Source organism: Kutzneria sp. CA-103260, from assembly GCF_018263855.1.
Taxonomy (GTDB): domain Bacteria; phylum Actinomycetota; class Actinomycetes; order Mycobacteriales; family Pseudonocardiaceae; genus Kutzneria.
Window position 1 is genome coordinate 4,847,750 of the sequence record NZ_CP073318.1, and the last position, 17,666, is coordinate 4,865,415.

The following is a 17,666-nucleotide window of genomic DNA, read 5'->3' on the forward strand; positions in this document are numbered from 1 at the left end:
ACCCTCAGACGGGCTGGCTGTCCATGGCCTGCTTGGCGACCCTGAGCTCGCTGCGCAGTTCGGGCGTGAGCAGCGGTCCGACCTGGTCGACGAGGACCGTCATCTCGTAGGCCACCTGGCCCACATCGCAGTTGGGAGCGGCCAGCACCGCGAGGCACGAGCCGTCCATGATCGTCATCAGCAACAGGATGCCGCCCTGCATCTCCACCACGGTCCGGCGCACCGGACCGCCGTCGAAGCAGCGCGAGGCTCCCTGCGTGAGGCTGACCGCGCCGGCCGCGATGGCCGCGACCTGCTCGGCCCGCTCGGCGGGCAACCGCGCGGACGATGTCAGCAACACACCGTCCACGGACACGACGACCGCGTGCGCGACACCGGGCACGTGCTCGGCGAAGTTGTTGACCAACCAGCCGAACTGGTTCACCTGCCGCGACTGGGGTGCGGTCATGGGCTCTCCTGCCCCCGTTCGTTCTCACTCGACGCTGCTGCACCAGTGTGGTCCTGACGGATACCAGACTGGTAACTGGCCAGGAAGCCGCGTGTCCGGTTCGGATCGCGGTGGGCGGCGCCCGCCGCGGGTCCGGCCGCCGGCGCCCCGGTAGCCGGGAACAACCCAGCCTTCGGCACGCGTTTCGGCAGGCCAGCCCCGTTCTGGACGCCCTGGGGACGAGGCTGCGGCGCGGGTGGCGCCGCCGGCTGCTCGGCCGGCCAGACCGGCTCCGGCGTCGCCGGCGGGGCCGGTTCGGGCGCGGTGGCGCCCGACGGGTTCACCTGATCGGAGGACTCGATCGCCGGTCCCCCGGACATGTGCTCGAACCAAGCGTAGCTGGTCGGCTCCAGCGAGACCTCCGGTCGTAGGACGGATTCCTCGTCCTGACGCGGCGGTTTGCTCTCGTCGGCGACGGGTGTGTTGGCGGCGAACCAGCCCGTCGCCCCGTCGGCCGGGACCGGCGGCTGCACCGTGGGCGGCGGCGTGAAGGTCCGCCGCGGCAGCTCCATCCCCCCGGTCGACAGGACCTCGGGCGGCGTGGGACCGGAGTTCGGCCCGGGACGGGGCACCGGCGGACCGGACAGGGCCGGCGGCATGTCCGGCTTGCGCGGCACGCGGCGGGTGGGCAGCGGCGTCGGCGACGGGTCGATCGCCTTCACCACGTTCGGCGGCGTGTCCGGCACCACCGGCGCGTTGCGCTCCGGCGGGTCCCACGGCTCGTCCTCGACGCTGTCGCTCGGCCACACCACCTCGTCGATGCGCTCGATGCGGGTGGTGTCGTCCGGCCCCAGCCGCGGGGCGGGCGGCATGCCGTTCAGCGCGACCTCGCCCGGCGTGCTCAGCGGCCGCTCCCGGTCACCGCTGCCCCGCACCACCAGCTCGGCCGGCACGGTGACGGAGGCGGTCAGGCCGTCCGCACCGCCGCCGCCCTGCTCGAAGCGGACCCGGAAGGAGTGCCGGCTGGCCAGCCGACCAACGACGAACAGACCCATCTGGCGGGACACCGGCACCTCGACCGCGGCGCCGGCCGAGACGCGCTTGTTGGCCTCGGCCAGTTCCGTGTCGCCCATGCCGATGCCCTGGTCCACGACCTGCACGACGATGTCGCCGTTGGTGTCGCGGTGGCTGTCCACGGTGACCTGGGTGTCCGGCCGGGAGAAGGCGGTGGCGTTGTCCAGCAGCTCGGCGATCAGGCGGACCAGGTCGCCGGCGGCGTAGCCGACGACGGTGGCGGTCGGCGCCGAGCGGACCACCGCGCGCTGGTAGTGCTCGATCTCGGAGACAGCCGCCCGCAGCACGTCGCCCAGCGGCAGCGGCTTGGTGAACCGGCGGGACAGGTCCAGGCCCGAGAGCACCATCAGGTTCTCGTTGTTGCGCCGCATGCGGGTGGCCAGGTGGTCCAGCTTGAACAGGTTGGCCAGCTGCTCGGGGTTCTCCTCGTGCCGCTCCAGCTGCTCCATCAGGCGCAGCTGCCGTTCCACCAGACCCTGGCTGCGCCGGGACAGGTTGACGAAGATGTTGCCCAGGTTGCTGCGCAGGCTGGCCTGCTCGGCCGCGGACTTGACGGCCTGGCCGTGCACCTCGTCGAAGGCCCGGGCCACCTGGCCGAACTCCTCGGTGGTGTACACCGGCACCGGGTCGATGCGCACGTCCTCGCCGCGGCCCTCGCGGATCTTGGCCACCGCCTCGGGCAGCCGGCGGGAGGCGACGTCGAGGGCGGTGCGCCGCAGCACGCCCAGCGAGCCCAGCAGGTAGCGGCCGACGACCAGGCCGACGCCGCCGGCCAGCAGCACCGTCACGACCAGCACCACGGACTCGAGGCCGGCCCGGTCGCTGCTGCCCTCCTGCAGGGCGGTCGCGGTGTCGCGGACCTGCCCGGCCAGGCCGGTGGCGACCTTGTTGACCAGCGTCACGGTGGCGTCCGAGGTGCGGTTCCACTCGTCCAGCGGGATGGTCAGCCCGCCGGTGGCGGGGGCGTTGTGCACGCCGCCGGTCTTCTTGGCCGCGTTCTGGGCCGGGGCGGCCTGGCCGACCGGCTGGGTGCTGGCGAAGTCGAGCAGCTGCCGCCGGGTGCCGACGTCGACGCCGGACACCGTCTGCTGGAACGCCTGCTGCCACTCGGGCGAGGCCACCGCCTGGAAGTTGGCCACGTTGTCGTCGTAGCGGGTCGCGGAGGCGGCCAGCATCTTGGCCTCGGCGTCGATCAGGTGGCCGCGGGCGATGCCGACCAGCACCACCGCCTGCTCCAGCCGGATCTGCTCCTGTGCGCCCTCCAGGTCCAGCAGCGCGGTCGCCGGGCTGGACAGCGACGGGTCGCCCAGCTGCACCACCAGGGCCTGGTCGAAGTTCAGGGCGGTCTCGATGACCTGGGTGTACGCCGACACGGCGTCGGTGTCGGCGTCGCTGGACTGCTCGACCGGACGGCGGATGGCCGGCAGCTGGCCGAGGTTGAGCTGCAGGTCGTTGAACCACGCCGAGGAGGCCGCGGACAGTCCGACCGTGCGGTGGGCGGCGTCGGCGACCTTGGCCGCCGCGTCGTCGACGTTCTTGGCCTGCGCGTGGAACGCGGCGACGCCCTGGGTCGGCACCTGCGCGGCCAGCGTGCGCTCACGCTGCAGCTGCGCGGTCAGCGGAGTCAGGGAGTCACGCAGCGCGATCACTCGCTGAATGGTGAGGTACTGGTCCGCCTGGCCGATCTCGCTGCGCACCTGGAGAAAGCCGAGGGTGACCGCGACGACCACCGGCACCACCAGCACCGCGGCCAGTTTCACCAGCACCGGCCAGTTGCGCCACCGGGCGACCGTGTGCCACCACGGACCCGGGCTGGGCTGAACCACGATACGTCCTTCCTCAGGTTCTGGTGCGGGGCGCGGGTAAGTATCGCACCGGAAACCTCCGGCTTCCCCTTTGCTCGGTTGTCTGCCGATAAGGGAAACGCGTTACGGTCGTCCGGCCGCTGCTGGGGTGTACTCCAGGCCGAATTCCGCTGTCAAGGCCGACACGTCAGCCCGGGTGCTCCCGGCCGCCGGATTGGACCGCCCGCCCGCGGCCGGCCTGCGGTTGACTCCGTTCACGCCCCCGTTAGAGTTGGCCCACTTTCTTCAACGTGTCGGCTCGCCCTGGAGGACAGGTGACCACAGCGTCGACTACGGGTCGGCACGCGGCGGTCGAACCGGAGCAGCAGGTTTTCGGTGGTCGGCCGGCCGCTCCGGGGCGGCCGGACTTCGAGGCCATCCAGGAGACTCCGGAGTTCGCCGAGCTACGCCGCCGACTGCGCCGGTTCATCTTCCCGATGACCGGGCTGTTCCTGGTCTGGTACCTCACTTATGTGCTGCTGTCGGCGTATGCCCACGCGTTCATGGCTCAGCAGGTTTTCGGACTGGTCAACGTCGGCCTGCTGCTCGGCCTGGCCCAGTTCGTCTCAACGGTGTTGATCACGTTGGCGTACAACAGGTTCGCCCGAAAGCGAATTGACCCGCAGGTGGCCCTGATCCGCGCGCACGCCGGGGTGGAGAACAAGTGAAGGTGCTGGCGGACGGGACCGCGACCGGTAACCCGCTGATCAACCTGGGCGTCTTCGTGCTGTTCGCGGCGGCGACGCTCTACATCGTCTACCGGGTCAGCAGCGGCAACGCGACCACCTCGGACTACTACGCGGCCGGCGGCGCCTTCACCGGCGCGCAGAACGGGATCGCGCTGTCCGGCGACTTCCTGTCGGCCGCCTCGTTCCTGGGCATCGCCGGCGGCATCGCGGTGCACGGCTACGACGGCTTCCTGTACTCGGTGGGCTGGGTGGTGGCCTGGCTGGTCGGGCTGCTGCTGATCGGCGAGATGATGCGCAACACCGGCCGGTTCACCATGGGCGACGTGGTGGCGTTCCGGATGCGGCAGCGCCCGGTGCGCGCCGCGGCCGCCATCTCCACGCTGGTCATCTCGTTCTTCTACATGCTGGCCCAGATGGCCGGCGCCGGCGGCCTGGTGGCGCTGCTGCTCAACGTCACCGACCGGGCCGGGCAGTCGCTGGTGATCGTGGTCGTCGGCGCCATCATGATCTTCTACGTGCTGGTCGGCGGCATGAAGGGCACCACCTGGGTGCAGATCATCAAGGCCGTCCTGCTGCTGCTGTGCGTGACCCTGATCAGCGTGTTCATGCTGGGCAAGTTCGGCTTCGACTTCTCCTCGATCCTGGACCGGGCCACCCAGAACAACAAGCTGGGCACCGCGATCCTCGGGCCGGGGGCGCAGTACGGCAAGAACGAGCTGGACTTCGTGTCCCTGGCGCTGGCGCTGGTGCTGGGCATCTGCAGCCTGCCGCACGTGCTGATGCGGTTCTACACGGTGCCCGACGCCAAGCAGGCCCGCCGCTCGGTGGTGTGGGCGATCTGGACGATGTTCGTGTTCTACCTGTGCACGCTGGTCGTCGGCTACGGCTCGGCCGCGCTGGTCGGCTCGGACGCCATCCTGCACGCGCCCGGCGGCGAGAACTCGGCCGCGCCGCTGCTGGCCTTCCGGGTCGGCGGGGCGGTCCTGCTGGGCATCGTGTCGGCGGTCGCGTTCGCCACCATTCTCGCCGTGGTCGCCGGCCTCACCCTGGCCGCCTCGGCCTCGTTCGCGCACGACGTGTACGCCAACATCATCAAGCACGGCAAGGCCGATCCACGGCGCGAGGTGCGGGTGGCGCGGCTGACCGCGGTCGCCATCGGCGCGCTGGCCATCATCGGCGGCATCGCCGCCAACGGCCAGAACGTCGCCTTCCTGGTGGCGCTGGCGCTGGCCCTGGCCGCCTCGGCCAACCTGTCCACCATCCTGTTCGCGCTGTTCTGGAAGCGCTTCAACACCACCGGCACGCTGTCCAGCATCTACGGCGGCCTCGGCTCCTGCCTGGTGCTGATCGCGTTCTCCCCGGTGCTGTCCGGCGCGCCGACCTCGCTGATCCCGTCGATGGACTTCCACTGGTTCCCGCTGAGCAATCCCGGGATCGTCTCCATCCCGTTCTCGTTCCTGTGCGGCATCGTCGGCACGTTCGTCGGCAGCCGCAAGAGCGACCCGGGCAAGCAGGCCGAGATGGAGGTCCGGGCGCTGACCGGCATCGGCTCCCGCACCTGACCGCGTTCCCCGTCCACCTGTGAGGGCCCCGCCGTCGGCGGGGCCCTCACTCGTTCGGCCCCTCGTGACGCAACCAAGCGTTTGCTAGGTTTTGCCCATGATTGCCACGGTTGTCTGGGGCACAGGCAACGTCGGTCGCGCGGCCATTCGGGCCGTGGCCGCCCACCCGGCGCTGAAGCTCACGGCGGTGCTCGTGCACGACCCGGCCAAGGTCGGCCGGGACGCGGGCGAGCTGGCCGGGCTGGACGTCGAGCTGGGCGTAGCCGCGACGGACGACATCGACGCGGTGCTGGCCACGGGGCCACGGGCGATCGTGTACGCGGCCTCGGGCGACGTCCGGGGACTCGAAGCGCTCGCGGATCTTGTGAAGGCGGTCGAGTCCGGGGCGGTGGTGGTCACTCCCTCGCTGTATCCGCTCTACGACCACCGCAACGCGCCGGCCGAGCTGCGCGACCCGATCCTGGCGGCGATCAAGTCGGGCGGTGGGTCGCTGTTCGTGTCCGGAGTGGATCCGGGCTGGGGCAACGACGTGCTGCCGCTGCTGATCAGTGGCCTGGGCAGCACCGTGGACGTGATCCGCTGCCAGGAGATCTTCGACTACTCCACCTACGAGCAGCCCGACTCGGTCCGCTACCTCGTCGGTATGGGCCAGCCCATGGACTACCAGGCGCCGATGCTGATGGCGACGGTGCCGACGATGGTGTGGGGCGGCCAGATCCGGATGATGGCCCGGGCGCTGGGCGTGGAGCTGGACGAGATCCGGGAGACGATGGACCGTCGCCCGCTGGACGCAGGCGTGACCACCAGGACCATGGGCGAGTTCGAGGCCGGCACCCAGGGTGCGGTCCGGTTCGAGGTGCAGGGCATCGTCAACGGCGCGGCCCGCATCGTCATCGAGCACGTCACCCGCATCCATTCGTCCTGCGCCCCGGACTGGCCGCAGCCGCCCAGCGGCGACGGCGCGCACCGGGTGATCATCGAGGGCCGGCCGCGCATCGAGGTCACCATCGAGGCGACCGACGAGAGCGAGAACCGCTCGGCCGGCGGCAACGCCACCGCGGTGGGCCGGCTGGTCAACGCCATCGACTGGCTGGTCGAGGCCGAGCCCGGTCTGTACGACGCGCTCGACGTGCCGCTGCGGCCGGCCGTCGGCAAACTCGGCCGCCCCTGACTGTCCGGAAAGGACGTTCGCGATGAACATCGACATCCCGGCGGGCAAGGACGCGATCGGCTACGTGTGGGGCGAGATGGTGCCCGGTATCGGGACCGCGGCCGCCAACTTCTCGCTGTCGGTGTACCAGCACACCACGTTGGGGCTGCGGGAGTTCGAGGCCGCGCGGCTGCGGATCGCCCAGATCAACGGGTGTCTGTTCTGCCTGGACTGGCGGACCGACCGGGACGGCGCGAAGGTCGAGGAGGAGTTCGCCCAGGCGGTGACCGAGTGGCGCACCACCGAGGCCTTCGACGAGCGAACCCGGCTGGCCGCCGAGTACGCCGAGCGGTACGCCCTGGACCACCACAACATCGACGAGGCGTTCTGGACGCGGATGTCCGAGCACTACAGCCAGCAGGAGATCGTGGAGCTGAGCATGAGCATCGGCTCCTGGCTGGCGTTCGGGCGGCTCAACCACGTGCTGGGCATCGACGCGGTGTGCGTGCTGCCGGGGCACTGACCGGGCCCCGGCAGCCGCCGCTACAGGTCGGTCGCGATGATCTTCTCGATGTTCCGTTCGGCCAGCGCGGTGATGGTGACGAACGGGTTCACGCTGGTGTTGCCGGGAATCAGCGAGCCGTCGATGGCGTACAGGCCGGGATATCCGTTCAGGCGGCCGTAGTTGTCGGTGGCCCGGTTCAGCACCGCGCCGCCGAGCGGGTGGTAGGTGAGGTGGTCGCCCCAGATCTTGTTGACACCGAACAGATCCGAGCGGTAGACCGTCGCCTCGGTGGAGTTGATCTTGTCGAAGATGGTCTTGGCCATGTCGATCGACGGCTGCTTCCATGCCGTCTGCCAGCTCAGGTCGACCTGGTTGGTGGCGGCGTTCCAGGAGAACTCCGCGCGGTTGGGGTTCTTGGTGATGGACAGGTAGAACGAGGCGTACGTCTCGATGCCGGTGGGCAACGGGGCGACCTCGGCGAACGCGCCGCCCGCGGTCCAGTTGTCGATGCCGCCACAGGGAATCGAGGCCTGCACCGAGCCGGTCGCGTCCCACCACCAGTTGGCCCGGCCGACCATGACGTTGCCGTTGTCGCCCCAGCCCTTGCCGATCTCCGAGCTCAGGTTGGGCAGCTTGCCGGTGGCCTTGAGCATGGTCAGCAGCTTGCTGGTGCCGACGCTGCCGGCCGCGAAGAACACCTTGTCCGCGGTCACCGTCTTGGTGGTCGTGATGTCCCCGTTGGTGTTGAGCTGGTCGATCAGCACGGTGTAGCCGCCGCCGGCCGCCGGGCTGACCGAGGTCACCTTGTGGAGCGGGGAGATCGTGACCCGGCCGGTGGCCATCAGCTTGGGAATGTAGGTCTTCTGCAGCGACTTCTTGCCGTAGTTGTTGCCGTACAGGATCTCCCCGGCCACCGCCGACTTCGGCACGGTGCCCGCGGCCTCCTGCTTCATGTAGTCCCAGTCGTACACGTCGGGCACGAAGACGAACGGGAAACCCGACCGCTGGGCCTGTTTGCGGCCGACCCGGGCGAACTGGTAGCAGTCCACCGTGTCGAACCAGGCCGGGTCGATCAGGCCCGCGCCCAGTTCGGCGTTGGCCCGCGGGTAGTAGGTGTTGTACATCTCGTCGGCGTTGACCGAGGGCAGGATGGCGCCGAAGTTCTCCCGCTTGGGCGTGACCGCCATGCCGCCGTTGACCAGCGACCCGCCGCCGATGCCCCGACCCTGGTACACGATGATGCCGGCGAACTCCTCGGCGTCCAGGATCCCGGTGTAGCGTGGGATGTCCCGGTCGATGGGGAAGCCGAGGAAATTGCTCAGCGGCTGTTTCGTCTTGGTGCGCAACCAGTACGACCGGGCGTCGGGGTTGGTGGTGTTGGCGAAGATCTTGCCGTCCGCGCCGGGCGTGTCCCAGGCCATGCCCATCTCGACCATCTGCACGTTCACGCCGGCCTGAGCCAGCCGCAGCGCCGCGACCGAGCCGCCGTATCCGGTGCCGATCACCAGCACCGGCACGTGGGCGCCGGACTGGATCGGCCCGGCCGCGGCCGGTGCCGCGAGGGCCCGACCGCCGAGGGCCACCGCCCCCAAGATAGAACCTGTTCCAGCGATGAAAGCGCGGCGGGAGACACGACCAGAAGCGTTACTTTGCATGGATTTCTCGCTCATGTGATCTTCCTCACCGTTGAGAGATTAGAACAAGTTATACGTACGATCGGCCGATCAGTCACTACGTACCAGCGAGTAACTTGAGTCAGGTTTGACGTCACGTCGACCGTCTGTCCTGAATGGACCGTCGCCGTTGTCCTTCACCGACAGCGCCTTTGTCGATCACGAAAGACGCCCCCCGGATCCAACAGATCCGAGGGGCGCTCGATTTCTGAGGCTATGCCTGGGTGTTCAGGACGGCCCGAGTGAGAGTGGTGGCCGTCTGCACCAGGCTGGTGATGGCCGCCTCGGGCGCCATGCCGTACAGGTCGGTCAGGGAGAACAACGCCTCGGCGCTGACCACGACGGCCAGGCCGTTCTTGAGCTGGGCCAAGGCCTGCGGGTCACGGCCGCCGAGCGTGCCGGCCAGCGGCGCGAGGGCGTAGTCGATGAGGCCGAAGCGCATGCCCGGACGGGTCTGGGCCTGCTCGGGGCGCACGACGGTAGCGGAGATCATCGCGCGCACCACGCCCTGCCTGGACAGCACGTGCCGGAGCAGGAACTCGGCGGCGGCGGCGATCCGGACGACCGGGTCGGTCGAGTCGGCGACGGGGGCCAGCGCCTCCTCCGGGCTGGGCAACTGACCGGCGATCGCTTCCCGGAGCAGGGAAAGCAGATCCGGGAAGTAGCGGTAGGCGGTGGCCTCCGAGACCAGGGCCGCCTTGGCCACCTCGGGCATCGTCACCTCGCGGCCGCTGCGGCTGAGCTCCGCGGCTGCCCGCACGATCGCGTTGCGGGTGCGGGTCTTCTGGTTCACCCGGCCCGAGGTCGTCTGCGCCATGCCCGCCATCCTATCCGATTCGTAAGAGAACACTTGCATCGTGCCGCTACAGCGCACTACCTTCGTGAGAGTTAATTCTCACGAAGGAGCACCCCAGTGAACGACGTCTCGATCACCGGCCCGGACGGGGGCGAGGTCATCGAACTCGGCCCGGCCCGGATGCGGATCATGGAGGACGGCAGCGTCACCCAGCACCGGCTCGGGATCGGCGAGATCACCCTGGCCCCACGTAGCGCCGGTCCGCCGCAGCACCGCCACGCCCAGCACGACGAGGGCTTCTACGTCGTGTCCGGCACCGTCCGGTTCACCGTCGGCGACCAGGACCACGTGGCCGCCAAGGGCACCCTGGTCATGGTGCCGCCGGGCGTGCCGCACACGTTCGCCAATCCCGGCGACGAGCCCGCCGTCATGCTCAACACCTTCACGCCCGACCTGTACGTGCAGTACTTCCGGGACCTGCGCGACGTGGTCGCCGCCGACGGCACGCTGACCCCGGCCGCCACCGTCGAGGTCATGGGCCGCTACGCCACCACGCCCGCCACCGACTTCGCCTGAGCCTTCGGGTGGGCCCCTGCGCGGGGCCCACCCGCCTCAGAACTCCTGCTTCACGAAGTCCTCGATCGCCGCCGCCGTCAGCTCCGCCGCCTCGATGTGTGGGAAGTGCCCCGCCCCCGGCGCCGGCACGAACCGCCCCCGCGTGAACACCTCCGCGTAGGACCGTCCATAGTCGACAGTCGCGATGCCGTCCTCCTCGCCCCACACGACCAGCGCCGGCGCCTTCGCCCCGCGCAGCCGGCGGCGCAGCTTCGGGTCGTACATGAACGGCTCCCCCGCGTACACCGCCAGCGCCTCCTGGTTGGCCAGGCCCGCCGCGCGCTGCTCCTCCGTCAGCTTCGACGGATCCAGCCGCAGCGCCGGGTTCACGAAGGCCAGCTCCCCCAGCTTCACCGGCGGCAGCCCCCGGGTGTCGGTCAGCTGCCCCTCCTTCGGGTCGATGCCCACCGCGTTCAGCAGCACCACCCCGCCGATGCGCCCCCAGCTGTCCCGGGTCGCCATCTCCGCCGCGATCCAGCCGCCGATCGAGCTGCCCACCACCAGGACCCGCTCCGCCGCTAACCGTTCGAGCAGGTCCAGGTAGGCCACCGCCAGATCCGCCACGCTGTCGCACCACTGCGGCCTCGGCTGCCCGTCAAACCCTGGGTGCGTCGGCGTCAGCACCGTCCGATCCCCCGGCAGCACTCCCGCCAGCCCCGCCACCGACTTCGGCCCCGCACCCCCGTGCAGCACCAGCGCCGTCTCCCCCGCCCCTTCCCGCACATCCACCGTGACCGACAGCCCGTCCCCCAGGTCGAACACCCGACTCATGCCAGCTCCTTCGTAAGAGTGAACTCTCACGAGTCTAGGTTGGGACCCTCATCCCATGCAAGTGGACTCTCACAAAGAGCGGGAACCGGAACGGCCGGGCAAGGACAGACCGGCGACGGGACGCCCGGCGGTGCCCGGCTGGCCTGCCGGCCGCCGTTCGAGTGATGATTTGCGGCGTGGAGATCGCGGCGGAGATTGTGGCCCTGGTGGTGGCGGTGCTGGCCGTCACGGCGGTGGCCCGACGGTTGGACTGGTCGGCGCCGCTGTGCCTGATCGTGGTGGGCGTCGCGGTGTCGTTCGTGCCGGGGGTGCCGGCTTACGAACTGGACCCGGAGGTGGTGCTGGTCGGCCTGCTGCCACCGTTGCTGTACTCGACGGCGATCCAGACCTCGCTGGTGGACTTCAGTCGGCTCCGGGGGCCGATCGCGGTGCTGTCGGTGGGCCTGGTGCTGTTCACGACGGCGGGTGTGGGCCTGGTGGCCTGGCTGGTGATCCCGGGCCTGCCGCTGGCGGCGGGTTTCGCGCTGGGAGCGATCGTGGCGCCGCCGGACGCGGTGGCGGCGACGGCGGTGGCCCGACGGGTGGCGATGCCCCGCAAGATGGTGCGGCTGCTGGAGGGCGAGAGCCTGTTCAACGACGCGGCGGCGCTGGTGGCGCTGAGCACGGGCATCGCGGCGATCACGGGCTCGATCTCGTTGTGGCATGTGGGTCTGGACTTCGTGCTGGCGGCGGTGGGCGGGGTTGCCGCCGGCCTGGTGGTCGGCTTCGTGGCCTCGTTGGTACGCCTGAAGCTGACGGAGCCGGTGGCGGACACGGCACTGTCGTTCGCGGTGCCGTTCGTGGCCTACATCCTCGGCGAGTCGGTGCACGGCTCAGGAGTGCTGTCAGTGGTGGTGGCCGGCCTGATGCTGGGCCACCGGTCCCCGCGCGTGCTGTCGGGGGCGGCCCGGACGGCCAGCCGGCACAACTGGCAGACGGTGCAGTTCCTGTTGGAGAACATCGTCTTCCTGCTGATCGGCCTGCAACTGCGGCGAATCCTCACCGAGGTGGCGCACAGCGGCCTGTCGGTGCTCACGCTGACGCTGATCTGCGCGGCGGTGCTGGCGGCAACGATCGTGACCCGGATGGTGTGGCTGGTCGGCGTCGCGGCCGAGAAGCGGATCACGGCCATGCTGGGCATGAAACGCAAGAAGGCGTGGCCCTGGCGGTATTCGGTGGTGATCGGCTGGGCCGGCATGCGCGGGGTGGTGACGCTGGCGGCGGCGTTCGTGCTGCCGGCCTACACGCCGCAGCGGGTGGTGCTGGTGCTCGCGGCCTTTGTCGTGGTGGCGGGCACACTGCTGGTGCAGGGCACGACGCTGCCGATGCTGGTGCGGCGGATGGGCCTGCCCGGCCCCGACCCGGCGCAGGATGCCTTGCAGGAAGCGGCTCTGCTACATGACATGGTCCGCGTCGCCCTGGTCAAGCTGGACGAGATCAGCACCCCGGCGGACCCGCCGGAGGTGGTGCAGCGGCTGCGTGAGCGCCTCCAAGGTCGCACGGACGCGGCGTGGGAGCAGTTGGGGCGGCAGAGCGCGCTCAGCGAGACGCCGAGCGACGCCTACCGCCGGCTGCGCCTGGAGCTGCTCCAGGTGGAGCGCGAGCACTGTCTGAAGGCGCGGGACAAGGGCACTGCCGACGACGTGGTGCTGCGGCGCGTCCTGGAACGGCTCGACGTCGAGGAGTCCATGCTGGACCGGGACGAGGAGGAGCCGCCCCAGGAGGGCCGCGAGCTACGCGCGCCGGCGACCCTGACCGAGGCGTGCAAGCACCTGGCCCACGAGTGGCGGGACGTCCCGGCCAGCAGCGAGGACAGCTGCGCCGCCTGCGTCGAGGAGGGCATCACCTGGGTGCACCTGCGGATGTGCCTGAAGTGCGGCAACGTGGCCTGCTGCGACTCGTCGGTGGGCAAGCACGCCGACAAGCACTTCCGCGACACCCGGCACCCGGTGATGCGCAGCTACGAGCCGGGTGAGAGCTGGCGGTGGTGCTTCGTAGACAAGAAACTGGGCTAGTCGACCGGAAAGGTCGTGCCCAGGCCCATACCGGTGATCCACTCGGGCACGGCCTCGTAGCCGGTCCAGACCAGCGGCCGGCCGACGGCGGCGGCCCCGATCAGCCAGGTGCGGATCTCGTGGCCGCCGCTGCCGGCCTGCGTCTCCAGGCCGATGTCGCCGAGCGCGGCGATCGGGGCCGGGTCGCCGGCAGCGAGCTGCTTGAGGAACCAGCGGTCCCAGTCGGCGTTCACGGGCGCGTTGGGGTCGCCGGCCATCGCCCGCACCCGCGGTTCACGGGCGGCGGCGAAGGCGCGGGCGTCCTTGCGGCCGTGGATCATCGCGACCCGCCGCTCCCCCACCACCGTCGGGTCGCGAGGATCGTTGGGCGGCAACCAGTGCGACAGTCCGCCGCTGGCCACCACCAGCACCCGGCCCGGGAACGGCGCGGACCGCAGCACCTTGCCCAGCGCCTCGCCGAGTTCCAGGCAGCGCGGCATGCTCGGCAACGGCGGCGCAGCGGTGTTCACCACCAGCGGCACCATCGGCACGTCGCCGACGACCATGTCGTAGCTCTGCACGACGCCGTGGTCCACGGTCAGCGAATACGACAGCGAGAGGTCGAAACCGGCCCCGGCCAAGCCGTCGCGCACCGACCAGGCCAACTCACCGGCCACCGGCAGCGGCCCCTCCCGGCTGGCGAAGTCGCCGAAGCCGACGGCTTCCTCCACACCCAGCACGAACGGCGGCATGGCGTCGTAGAAGTTGGCGTGGAAGTGATCCGGCCCGATCACCACGACGGCGTCCGGCCGACGGGCGGCGACCGCGCGCCGGACCCGCTCGGCGGCGGCGAGGAAGGCGGCCCCAGGCGCGTCCACCTCGGACGGTGGCATCATCGTCGCGAACGGCGAGTGGGACAACGCGACCAGCCCGACAAGCTCACTCACTGCGGCACCTCGCTAGCGCTCGGTGTCCGCGTTCGCGGACGCTCTGTGCTGAATGATTCGCTCGCAAGCTCGCTCATGCCGCGTCTCCCAGCAGGAAGCGCTTGTGCACGGCCAGGTACTCGTCGACCTTCTCCCACTGCGGCCAGTGCCCGGCGTCGGAGATCACGTGCAGCTCGGCGTTCGGCAGCCACTCCAGCAGCAGCGCCGCCTCGTCCAGGCCGCCGGTGGGGTCATGGTCGGTCCACAGCAACAGGGTGGGCGCCGTGATCTTGCCGACCCAGGCCGGCTCCCACGCGAAGTCGGCGCGCACCACCGGATCCTGCAGCACCAGCGTGTTGGCGATGGCCCGGGTGAAGCCGACCCGGCTGTACACCTTGCGCCGCAGCAGCACCAGCTCGTCGGTGACCATCTCCTTGTGGTGGAACAGGAACTCCACCCGCGGCCGCACGGTCTCGTCCGACGGGTCGGCGACCGCGGCCATCGTGCTGTCCCGCAGCCGCGCCATCACCTCGGGCTTGTTGGCGATGTTGCCGGGCGTGTTCAGCACCAGCCGGTCCACTCGGCCCGGGGCGTGCGCGGCCGTCCACGCCGCGACCCAACCGCCGAGCGATTCCCCCGACAGGTGCGCGGATTCGATGCCCAGGACGTCGAGCAGGGCGACGAGGTGATCAGACAGCACGTCGATCGTGTAGTGGTGGTCGGGCAGGTCCGACCAGCCGTGGCCGACCATGTCGTAGGCGGTGACCCGGAAGTGCTCGGCCAGGCCGGCGATGTCCCGCGCGTACGCCTCCAGGTGGCCGCCGGTTCCGTGCAGCAGCACCAGATCCGGCCCCGAGCCGGCGCGCAGCACCCGGGTGCGCACGCCCCGCACGTCCACGTGCCGCAGCTCGTGGTCCACATCGGACAGCTCATCCCAGATGGAGATGTGCTCCGGCAACGCTTTCACGACTGCTCCTCCCCGAACTTCGCCCGCGCCTCGGCCATGGTGGCCAGCCCGGCGCTCTGCCGCCGACCCACGCCGAGCAGTCCCAGCAGCCGGGAGTTCTCGATGGTCAGGAACTCGACCGGCTCGTCGGCCGAGTCGTTGTAGTGCCGGTGCCAGGTCCACGGCGGCGTGTAGACGAAGTCGCCGGCCGACCACGGCTCGGTCTCGTCCTCGACCTCGCTGTGGCCGGTCCCGGAGATCACGTAGTGCACAGTCTCGTGGTGGTGGCGCTGCATGTCCGAGCTCAGGCCGGGCGGAATGGTCTGCCGGAAGATCTCGAACGACACGGTCGGCAGCCGGCCGGCGATGGACAGCGTGGTCGGGTTGTGCACCTGGTCGGCCGGCAGCCGCTCCAGCTCCGCGGCCCGCACCACGATCGGCCGCGCCGCACTGGGACGCACGCTGTCGCTGATCGCACCGAGGAACTCGGCCATGCTGAAGTCCGGTCCGGACTGGGCCATCAGATCGTCTCCGTCCTGCCGCCGTCGACCGTGAGCACGGTCCCGTTCACGTAACTCGCCGCCCGCGAGGCCAGGAACGCCACCGCGGCCCCGATCTCGTCGGCGGTCGCCGGCCGCCCGGCCGGCACCGCCATCGTGTCGCGGGCGGCCACCTCGACCAGAGTCGACCCGCTGGCCGCGGCCCGCGCGGCCAGCACCTCGGTCCGCCGGTCGGTCGCCGTGGCGCCGGGCGCGACGCAGTTCACGGTGACGCCGTTGGCCGCGTACTCCCTGGACATCAGCTTCGCCGCCGCCGTAGCCGCCGAACGCAGCACCACGGAGATGGCCAGGTTCGGATCGGGCTGGCGGACCATCGCCGAGGTCACCAGCACCACCCGGCCGAAGCCGCGCAGGGCCATCGCCGGCAGCGCGGCCCGGGCCAGCCGGAGCGGCCCGAGCAGCAGCAGTTCGATGGAGCGCAGCCACTGCTCGTCGGTCACGTCCAGGACCCGGCCGGGCGGTGGGCCGCCGGCGTTGAGCACCAACACGTCCAGCGAGCCGAACCGCTCCTCCACGTGCTGCACGGCCTGCGCGGCGTCCACATCGGACAGTTTGGCGACGTCCTGCACGAGCGTGCCGACCGGTCCGGTGCAGCCGGCCCGCAGCTTCTCGGCCGCGGCCTGCAACGTGTCGTTGTTCCGTCCGGTCAGGACAACTCCGTGGCCCTGGCGCAGCAGGTGGGCCGCGGCGGCGTGGCCGATGCCGGTGGCGCCACCGCCGACGAGCGCGGTTCGGGTGCTGATGTCGGCCTCCCCCAGTCGGTGCTGTCGGCGCTAGCCTGACCGGCATGAACCAGGCAGGACAACGATGAGTCCCGCTGAGCGGGACGGCACGGGTGGTCTGGACCGGGCGGCGGCGATCCTGGGCGCGTTCGACGCCGGGCACCGCGAGCTGACGCTGGCCGGCCTGGTCGAGCGCAGCGGCCTGCCCCGCTCGACGGTGCACCGGACCGCCGACAAGATGATCCGCCTCGGCTGGCTGGACAAGCCCCGCGACCGCTACCGGGTCGGCAACCGGCTGTTCGAGATCTCCAGCCTGGCCCCGATCCGGCACGAGCTGCGCGAGTCGGTGCTGCCGTTCCTGCAGGACCTGCACCACGCCACGCACGCCACCGTGCAGCTGGGCGTGCTGGACGGGGCCAAGATCCTGGTGGTCGAGCGGATCAGCGGACACCGACCGATGCCGATGCTGGAGCAGGCCGGCGGGGTCGTCCCGGCCTACTGCTCGGGGCTGGGCCGGGCCATCCTGGCCTACTCCGATCCGGCAACCGTGCAGAAGGTGCTGGCCGCCGGCCTGCCGGCCCGTACGCCACGCACGCTCACCAACCCGGTGGCCGTGCTACGCGAGCTGACGGCGGTGCCGGACCAGGGCTGGGCGGTCGACCGCGAGGAGGGCGTCATCGGCGTGAGCTGCGTGGCCGCGCCGGTGTTCGGGCCGCTCGGCGAGGTGGTGGCGGCGATGTCGGTGACCGGGCCGAGCAAGCTGGTGCGGGCCGACCGGATCGGGCCGGCGGTCCGGCTGGCCGCCGCCGCGGCCTCCCGGGCCTACGCCAAGTCCCGCTGAGCGGGACCCGAAATTGCGCCTGGCCCACGGGCGAAGCCAGGCTGAGGGTCCCACACAGGAGGAGGCGGCGGTGACTCTCGGCGGCGGCTACATGCTCCGGAACCGGCAGGGGCGGCAGATCCCGGCCATCGGGCTCGGCATCACCATGAAGACCAACGGCGACTCCACCCAGGGCGCGTACTCCCTGTTCGAGTACGCCGTCCCCGGCGAGACCAGCGGCCCGCCGCCGCACCTGCACACCCGCGAGGACGAGTCGTTCGTGTGCCTGTCCGGCCGCCTCGACGTGATGCTCGGCGGCGAGGACTTCGTACTGGAGCCGGGCGACTACCTGTTCCTGCCGCGCGATGTGGTGCACACGTTCCGCAACTCGACCAAGGACGAGGCGCGGGTGATCTCCGTGGTGTCGCCGGCCGGCCTGGAGGACTACTACCAGGCGCTGGCCGACCTGCCGCCCGGTCCGAAGGACATCTCCGTGCTCAAGGGCATCATGGCCGACTTCGGCATCGTGCTCCAGCTGCCCGAGGCGGGCTGA

General features: G+C 70.7%; 17 protein-coding genes. 8 read left to right on the forward strand and 9 right to left on the reverse strand.

Going from position 1 to position 17,666, the window contains the following annotated elements; genetic code table 11:
• Positions 1 to 4 precede the first annotated feature (4 nt).
• Both JJ691_RS20890 and JJ691_RS20895 read right to left on the reverse strand, forming a co-directional pair.
• Positions 5 to 448 carry a roadblock/LC7 domain-containing protein gene (locus JJ691_RS20890; RefSeq protein WP_211770406.1) on the reverse strand — a complete coding sequence of 148 codons (444 nt, stop codon included), beginning with the start codon at positions 446 to 448 and terminating at the stop codon, positions 5 to 7.
• Entirely contained in the window at positions 445 to 3,327 is a 2,883-nt protein-coding gene (locus JJ691_RS20895; protein ID WP_211770407.1) for a nitrate- and nitrite sensing domain-containing protein, read from the reverse strand. Before JJ691_RS20895 ends, JJ691_RS20890 begins: the two co-directional genes overlap by 4 nt.
• A gap of 293 nt (positions 3,328 to 3,620) precedes the next feature.
• Between JJ691_RS20895 and JJ691_RS20900 the strand changes: the two genes are divergently transcribed.
• The 4 genes from JJ691_RS20900 to JJ691_RS20915 all read left to right on the forward strand — a co-directional run bounded on the left by JJ691_RS20900 (position 3,621) and on the right by JJ691_RS20915 (position 7,269).
• Positions 3,621 to 4,013, forward strand: a complete 393-nt coding sequence (locus JJ691_RS20900; RefSeq protein WP_211770408.1) for a DUF485 domain-containing protein — start codon at positions 3,621 to 3,623, stop codon at positions 4,011 to 4,013.
• Complete coding sequence (locus JJ691_RS20905; RefSeq protein ID WP_211770409.1) at positions 4,010 to 5,596, forward strand: solute symporter family protein; 1,587 nt, start codon at positions 4,010 to 4,012, stop codon at positions 5,594 to 5,596. Before JJ691_RS20900 ends, JJ691_RS20905 begins: the two co-directional genes overlap by 4 nt.
• 97 nt (positions 5,597 to 5,693) lie before the next feature.
• Positions 5,694 to 6,767 carry an NAD(P)H-dependent amine dehydrogenase family protein gene (locus tag JJ691_RS20910; RefSeq protein WP_211770410.1) on the forward strand — a complete coding sequence of 358 codons (1,074 nt, stop codon included), beginning with the start codon at positions 5,694 to 5,696 and terminating at the stop codon, positions 6,765 to 6,767.
• Positions 6,768 to 6,789: 22 nt separating this feature from the next.
• A complete protein-coding gene (locus JJ691_RS20915; protein ID WP_211770411.1) occupies positions 6,790 to 7,269 on the forward strand; it encodes a carboxymuconolactone decarboxylase family protein in 480 nt (159 codons plus the stop codon).
• Between the two features lie 20 nt (positions 7,270 to 7,289).
• Here the strand turns inward: JJ691_RS20915 and JJ691_RS20920 are convergent, their stop codons facing one another.
• Entirely contained in the window at positions 7,290 to 8,843 is a 1,554-nt protein-coding gene (locus JJ691_RS20920) for a GMC oxidoreductase (protein ID WP_249228080.1), read from the reverse strand.
• A 295-nt stretch (positions 8,844 to 9,138) separates the two neighbouring features.
• The gene (locus JJ691_RS20925) at positions 9,139 to 9,741 is read right to left on the reverse strand and encodes a TetR/AcrR family transcriptional regulator (RefSeq protein WP_211770412.1); all 603 of its coding nucleotides are present in this window, start codon (positions 9,739 to 9,741) and stop codon (positions 9,139 to 9,141) included.
• Between the two features lie 96 nt (positions 9,742 to 9,837).
• On the opposite strand from JJ691_RS20925, the gene JJ691_RS20930 reads away from it, so the two are divergent.
• A complete protein-coding gene (locus tag JJ691_RS20930) occupies positions 9,838 to 10,296 on the forward strand; it encodes a cupin domain-containing protein (protein WP_211770413.1) in 459 nt (152 codons plus the stop codon).
• 36 nt (positions 10,297 to 10,332) lie between these two features.
• Here the strand turns inward: JJ691_RS20930 and JJ691_RS20935 are convergent, their stop codons facing one another.
• Positions 10,333 to 11,106: an alpha/beta fold hydrolase gene (locus JJ691_RS20935; RefSeq protein ID WP_211770414.1), complete on the reverse strand. Its 774-nt coding sequence runs from the start codon at positions 11,104 to 11,106 to the stop codon at positions 10,333 to 10,335.
• A gap of 176 nt (positions 11,107 to 11,282) precedes the next feature.
• Between JJ691_RS20935 and JJ691_RS20940 the strand changes: the two genes are divergently transcribed.
• The gene (locus JJ691_RS20940; RefSeq protein ID WP_249228081.1) at positions 11,283 to 13,160 is read left to right on the forward strand and encodes a Na+/H+ antiporter; all 1,878 of its coding nucleotides are present in this window, start codon (positions 11,283 to 11,285) and stop codon (positions 13,158 to 13,160) included.
• On the opposite strand, the gene JJ691_RS20945 is transcribed toward JJ691_RS20940, so the two are convergent.
• The 4 genes from JJ691_RS20945 to JJ691_RS20960 all read right to left on the reverse strand — a co-directional run bounded on the left by JJ691_RS20945 (position 13,157) and on the right by JJ691_RS20960 (position 16,329).
• Positions 13,157 to 14,086, reverse strand: coding sequence for a 2,3-dihydroxyphenylpropionate 1,2-dioxygenase (locus tag JJ691_RS20945; RefSeq protein ID WP_211770416.1), 930 nt, complete (start codon positions 14,084 to 14,086; stop codon positions 13,157 to 13,159). The genes JJ691_RS20940 and JJ691_RS20945 overlap by 4 nt on opposite strands.
• A gap of 73 nt (positions 14,087 to 14,159) precedes the next feature.
• Positions 14,160 to 15,032: an alpha/beta fold hydrolase gene (locus tag JJ691_RS20950; RefSeq protein ID WP_249228082.1), complete on the reverse strand. Its 873-nt coding sequence runs from the start codon at positions 15,030 to 15,032 to the stop codon at positions 14,160 to 14,162.
• The gene (locus tag JJ691_RS20955) at positions 15,029 to 15,532 is read right to left on the reverse strand and encodes a cupin domain-containing protein (RefSeq protein WP_211770417.1); all 504 of its coding nucleotides are present in this window, start codon (positions 15,530 to 15,532) and stop codon (positions 15,029 to 15,031) included. The genes JJ691_RS20950 and JJ691_RS20955 overlap by 4 nt, the downstream gene beginning before the upstream one ends.
• Entirely contained in the window at positions 15,532 to 16,329 is a 798-nt protein-coding gene (locus JJ691_RS20960; RefSeq protein ID WP_211771622.1) for an SDR family oxidoreductase, read from the reverse strand. Before JJ691_RS20960 ends, JJ691_RS20955 begins: the two co-directional genes overlap by 1 nt.
• 49 nt (positions 16,330 to 16,378) lie before the next feature.
• Here JJ691_RS20960 and JJ691_RS20965 point away from each other — a divergent pair, with 49 nt between their 5' ends.
• The gene (locus JJ691_RS20965; RefSeq protein WP_211770418.1) at positions 16,379 to 17,134 is read left to right on the forward strand and encodes an IclR family transcriptional regulator; all 756 of its coding nucleotides are present in this window, start codon (positions 16,379 to 16,381) and stop codon (positions 17,132 to 17,134) included.
• Between the two features lie 70 nt (positions 17,135 to 17,204).
• A complete protein-coding gene (locus tag JJ691_RS20970) occupies positions 17,205 to 17,666 on the forward strand; it encodes a cupin domain-containing protein (RefSeq protein WP_249228083.1) in 462 nt (153 codons plus the stop codon).

Coding starts and splice junctions, on each gene's coding strand:
- JJ691_RS20890 (WP_211770406.1), bottom strand. CDS start 448: ATGACCGCACCCCAGTCGCGGCAGGTGAACCAGTTCGGCTGGTTGGTC.
- JJ691_RS20925 (WP_211770412.1), bottom strand. CDS start 9,741: ATGGCGCAGACGACCTCGGGCCGGGTGAACCAGAAGACCCGCACCCGC.
- JJ691_RS20910 (WP_211770410.1), top strand. CDS start 5,694: ATGATTGCCACGGTTGTCTGGGGCACAGGCAACGTCGGTCGCGCGGCC.
- JJ691_RS20935 (WP_211770414.1), bottom strand. CDS start 11,106: ATGAGTCGGGTGTTCGACCTGGGGGACGGGCTGTCGGTCACGGTGGAT.
- JJ691_RS20955 (WP_211770417.1), bottom strand. CDS start 15,532: ATGGCCCAGTCCGGACCGGACTTCAGCATGGCCGAGTTCCTCGGTGCG.
- JJ691_RS20965 (WP_211770418.1), top strand. CDS start 16,379: ATGAGTCCCGCTGAGCGGGACGGCACGGGTGGTCTGGACCGGGCGGCG.
- JJ691_RS20915 (WP_211770411.1), top strand. CDS start 6,790: ATGAACATCGACATCCCGGCGGGCAAGGACGCGATCGGCTACGTGTGG.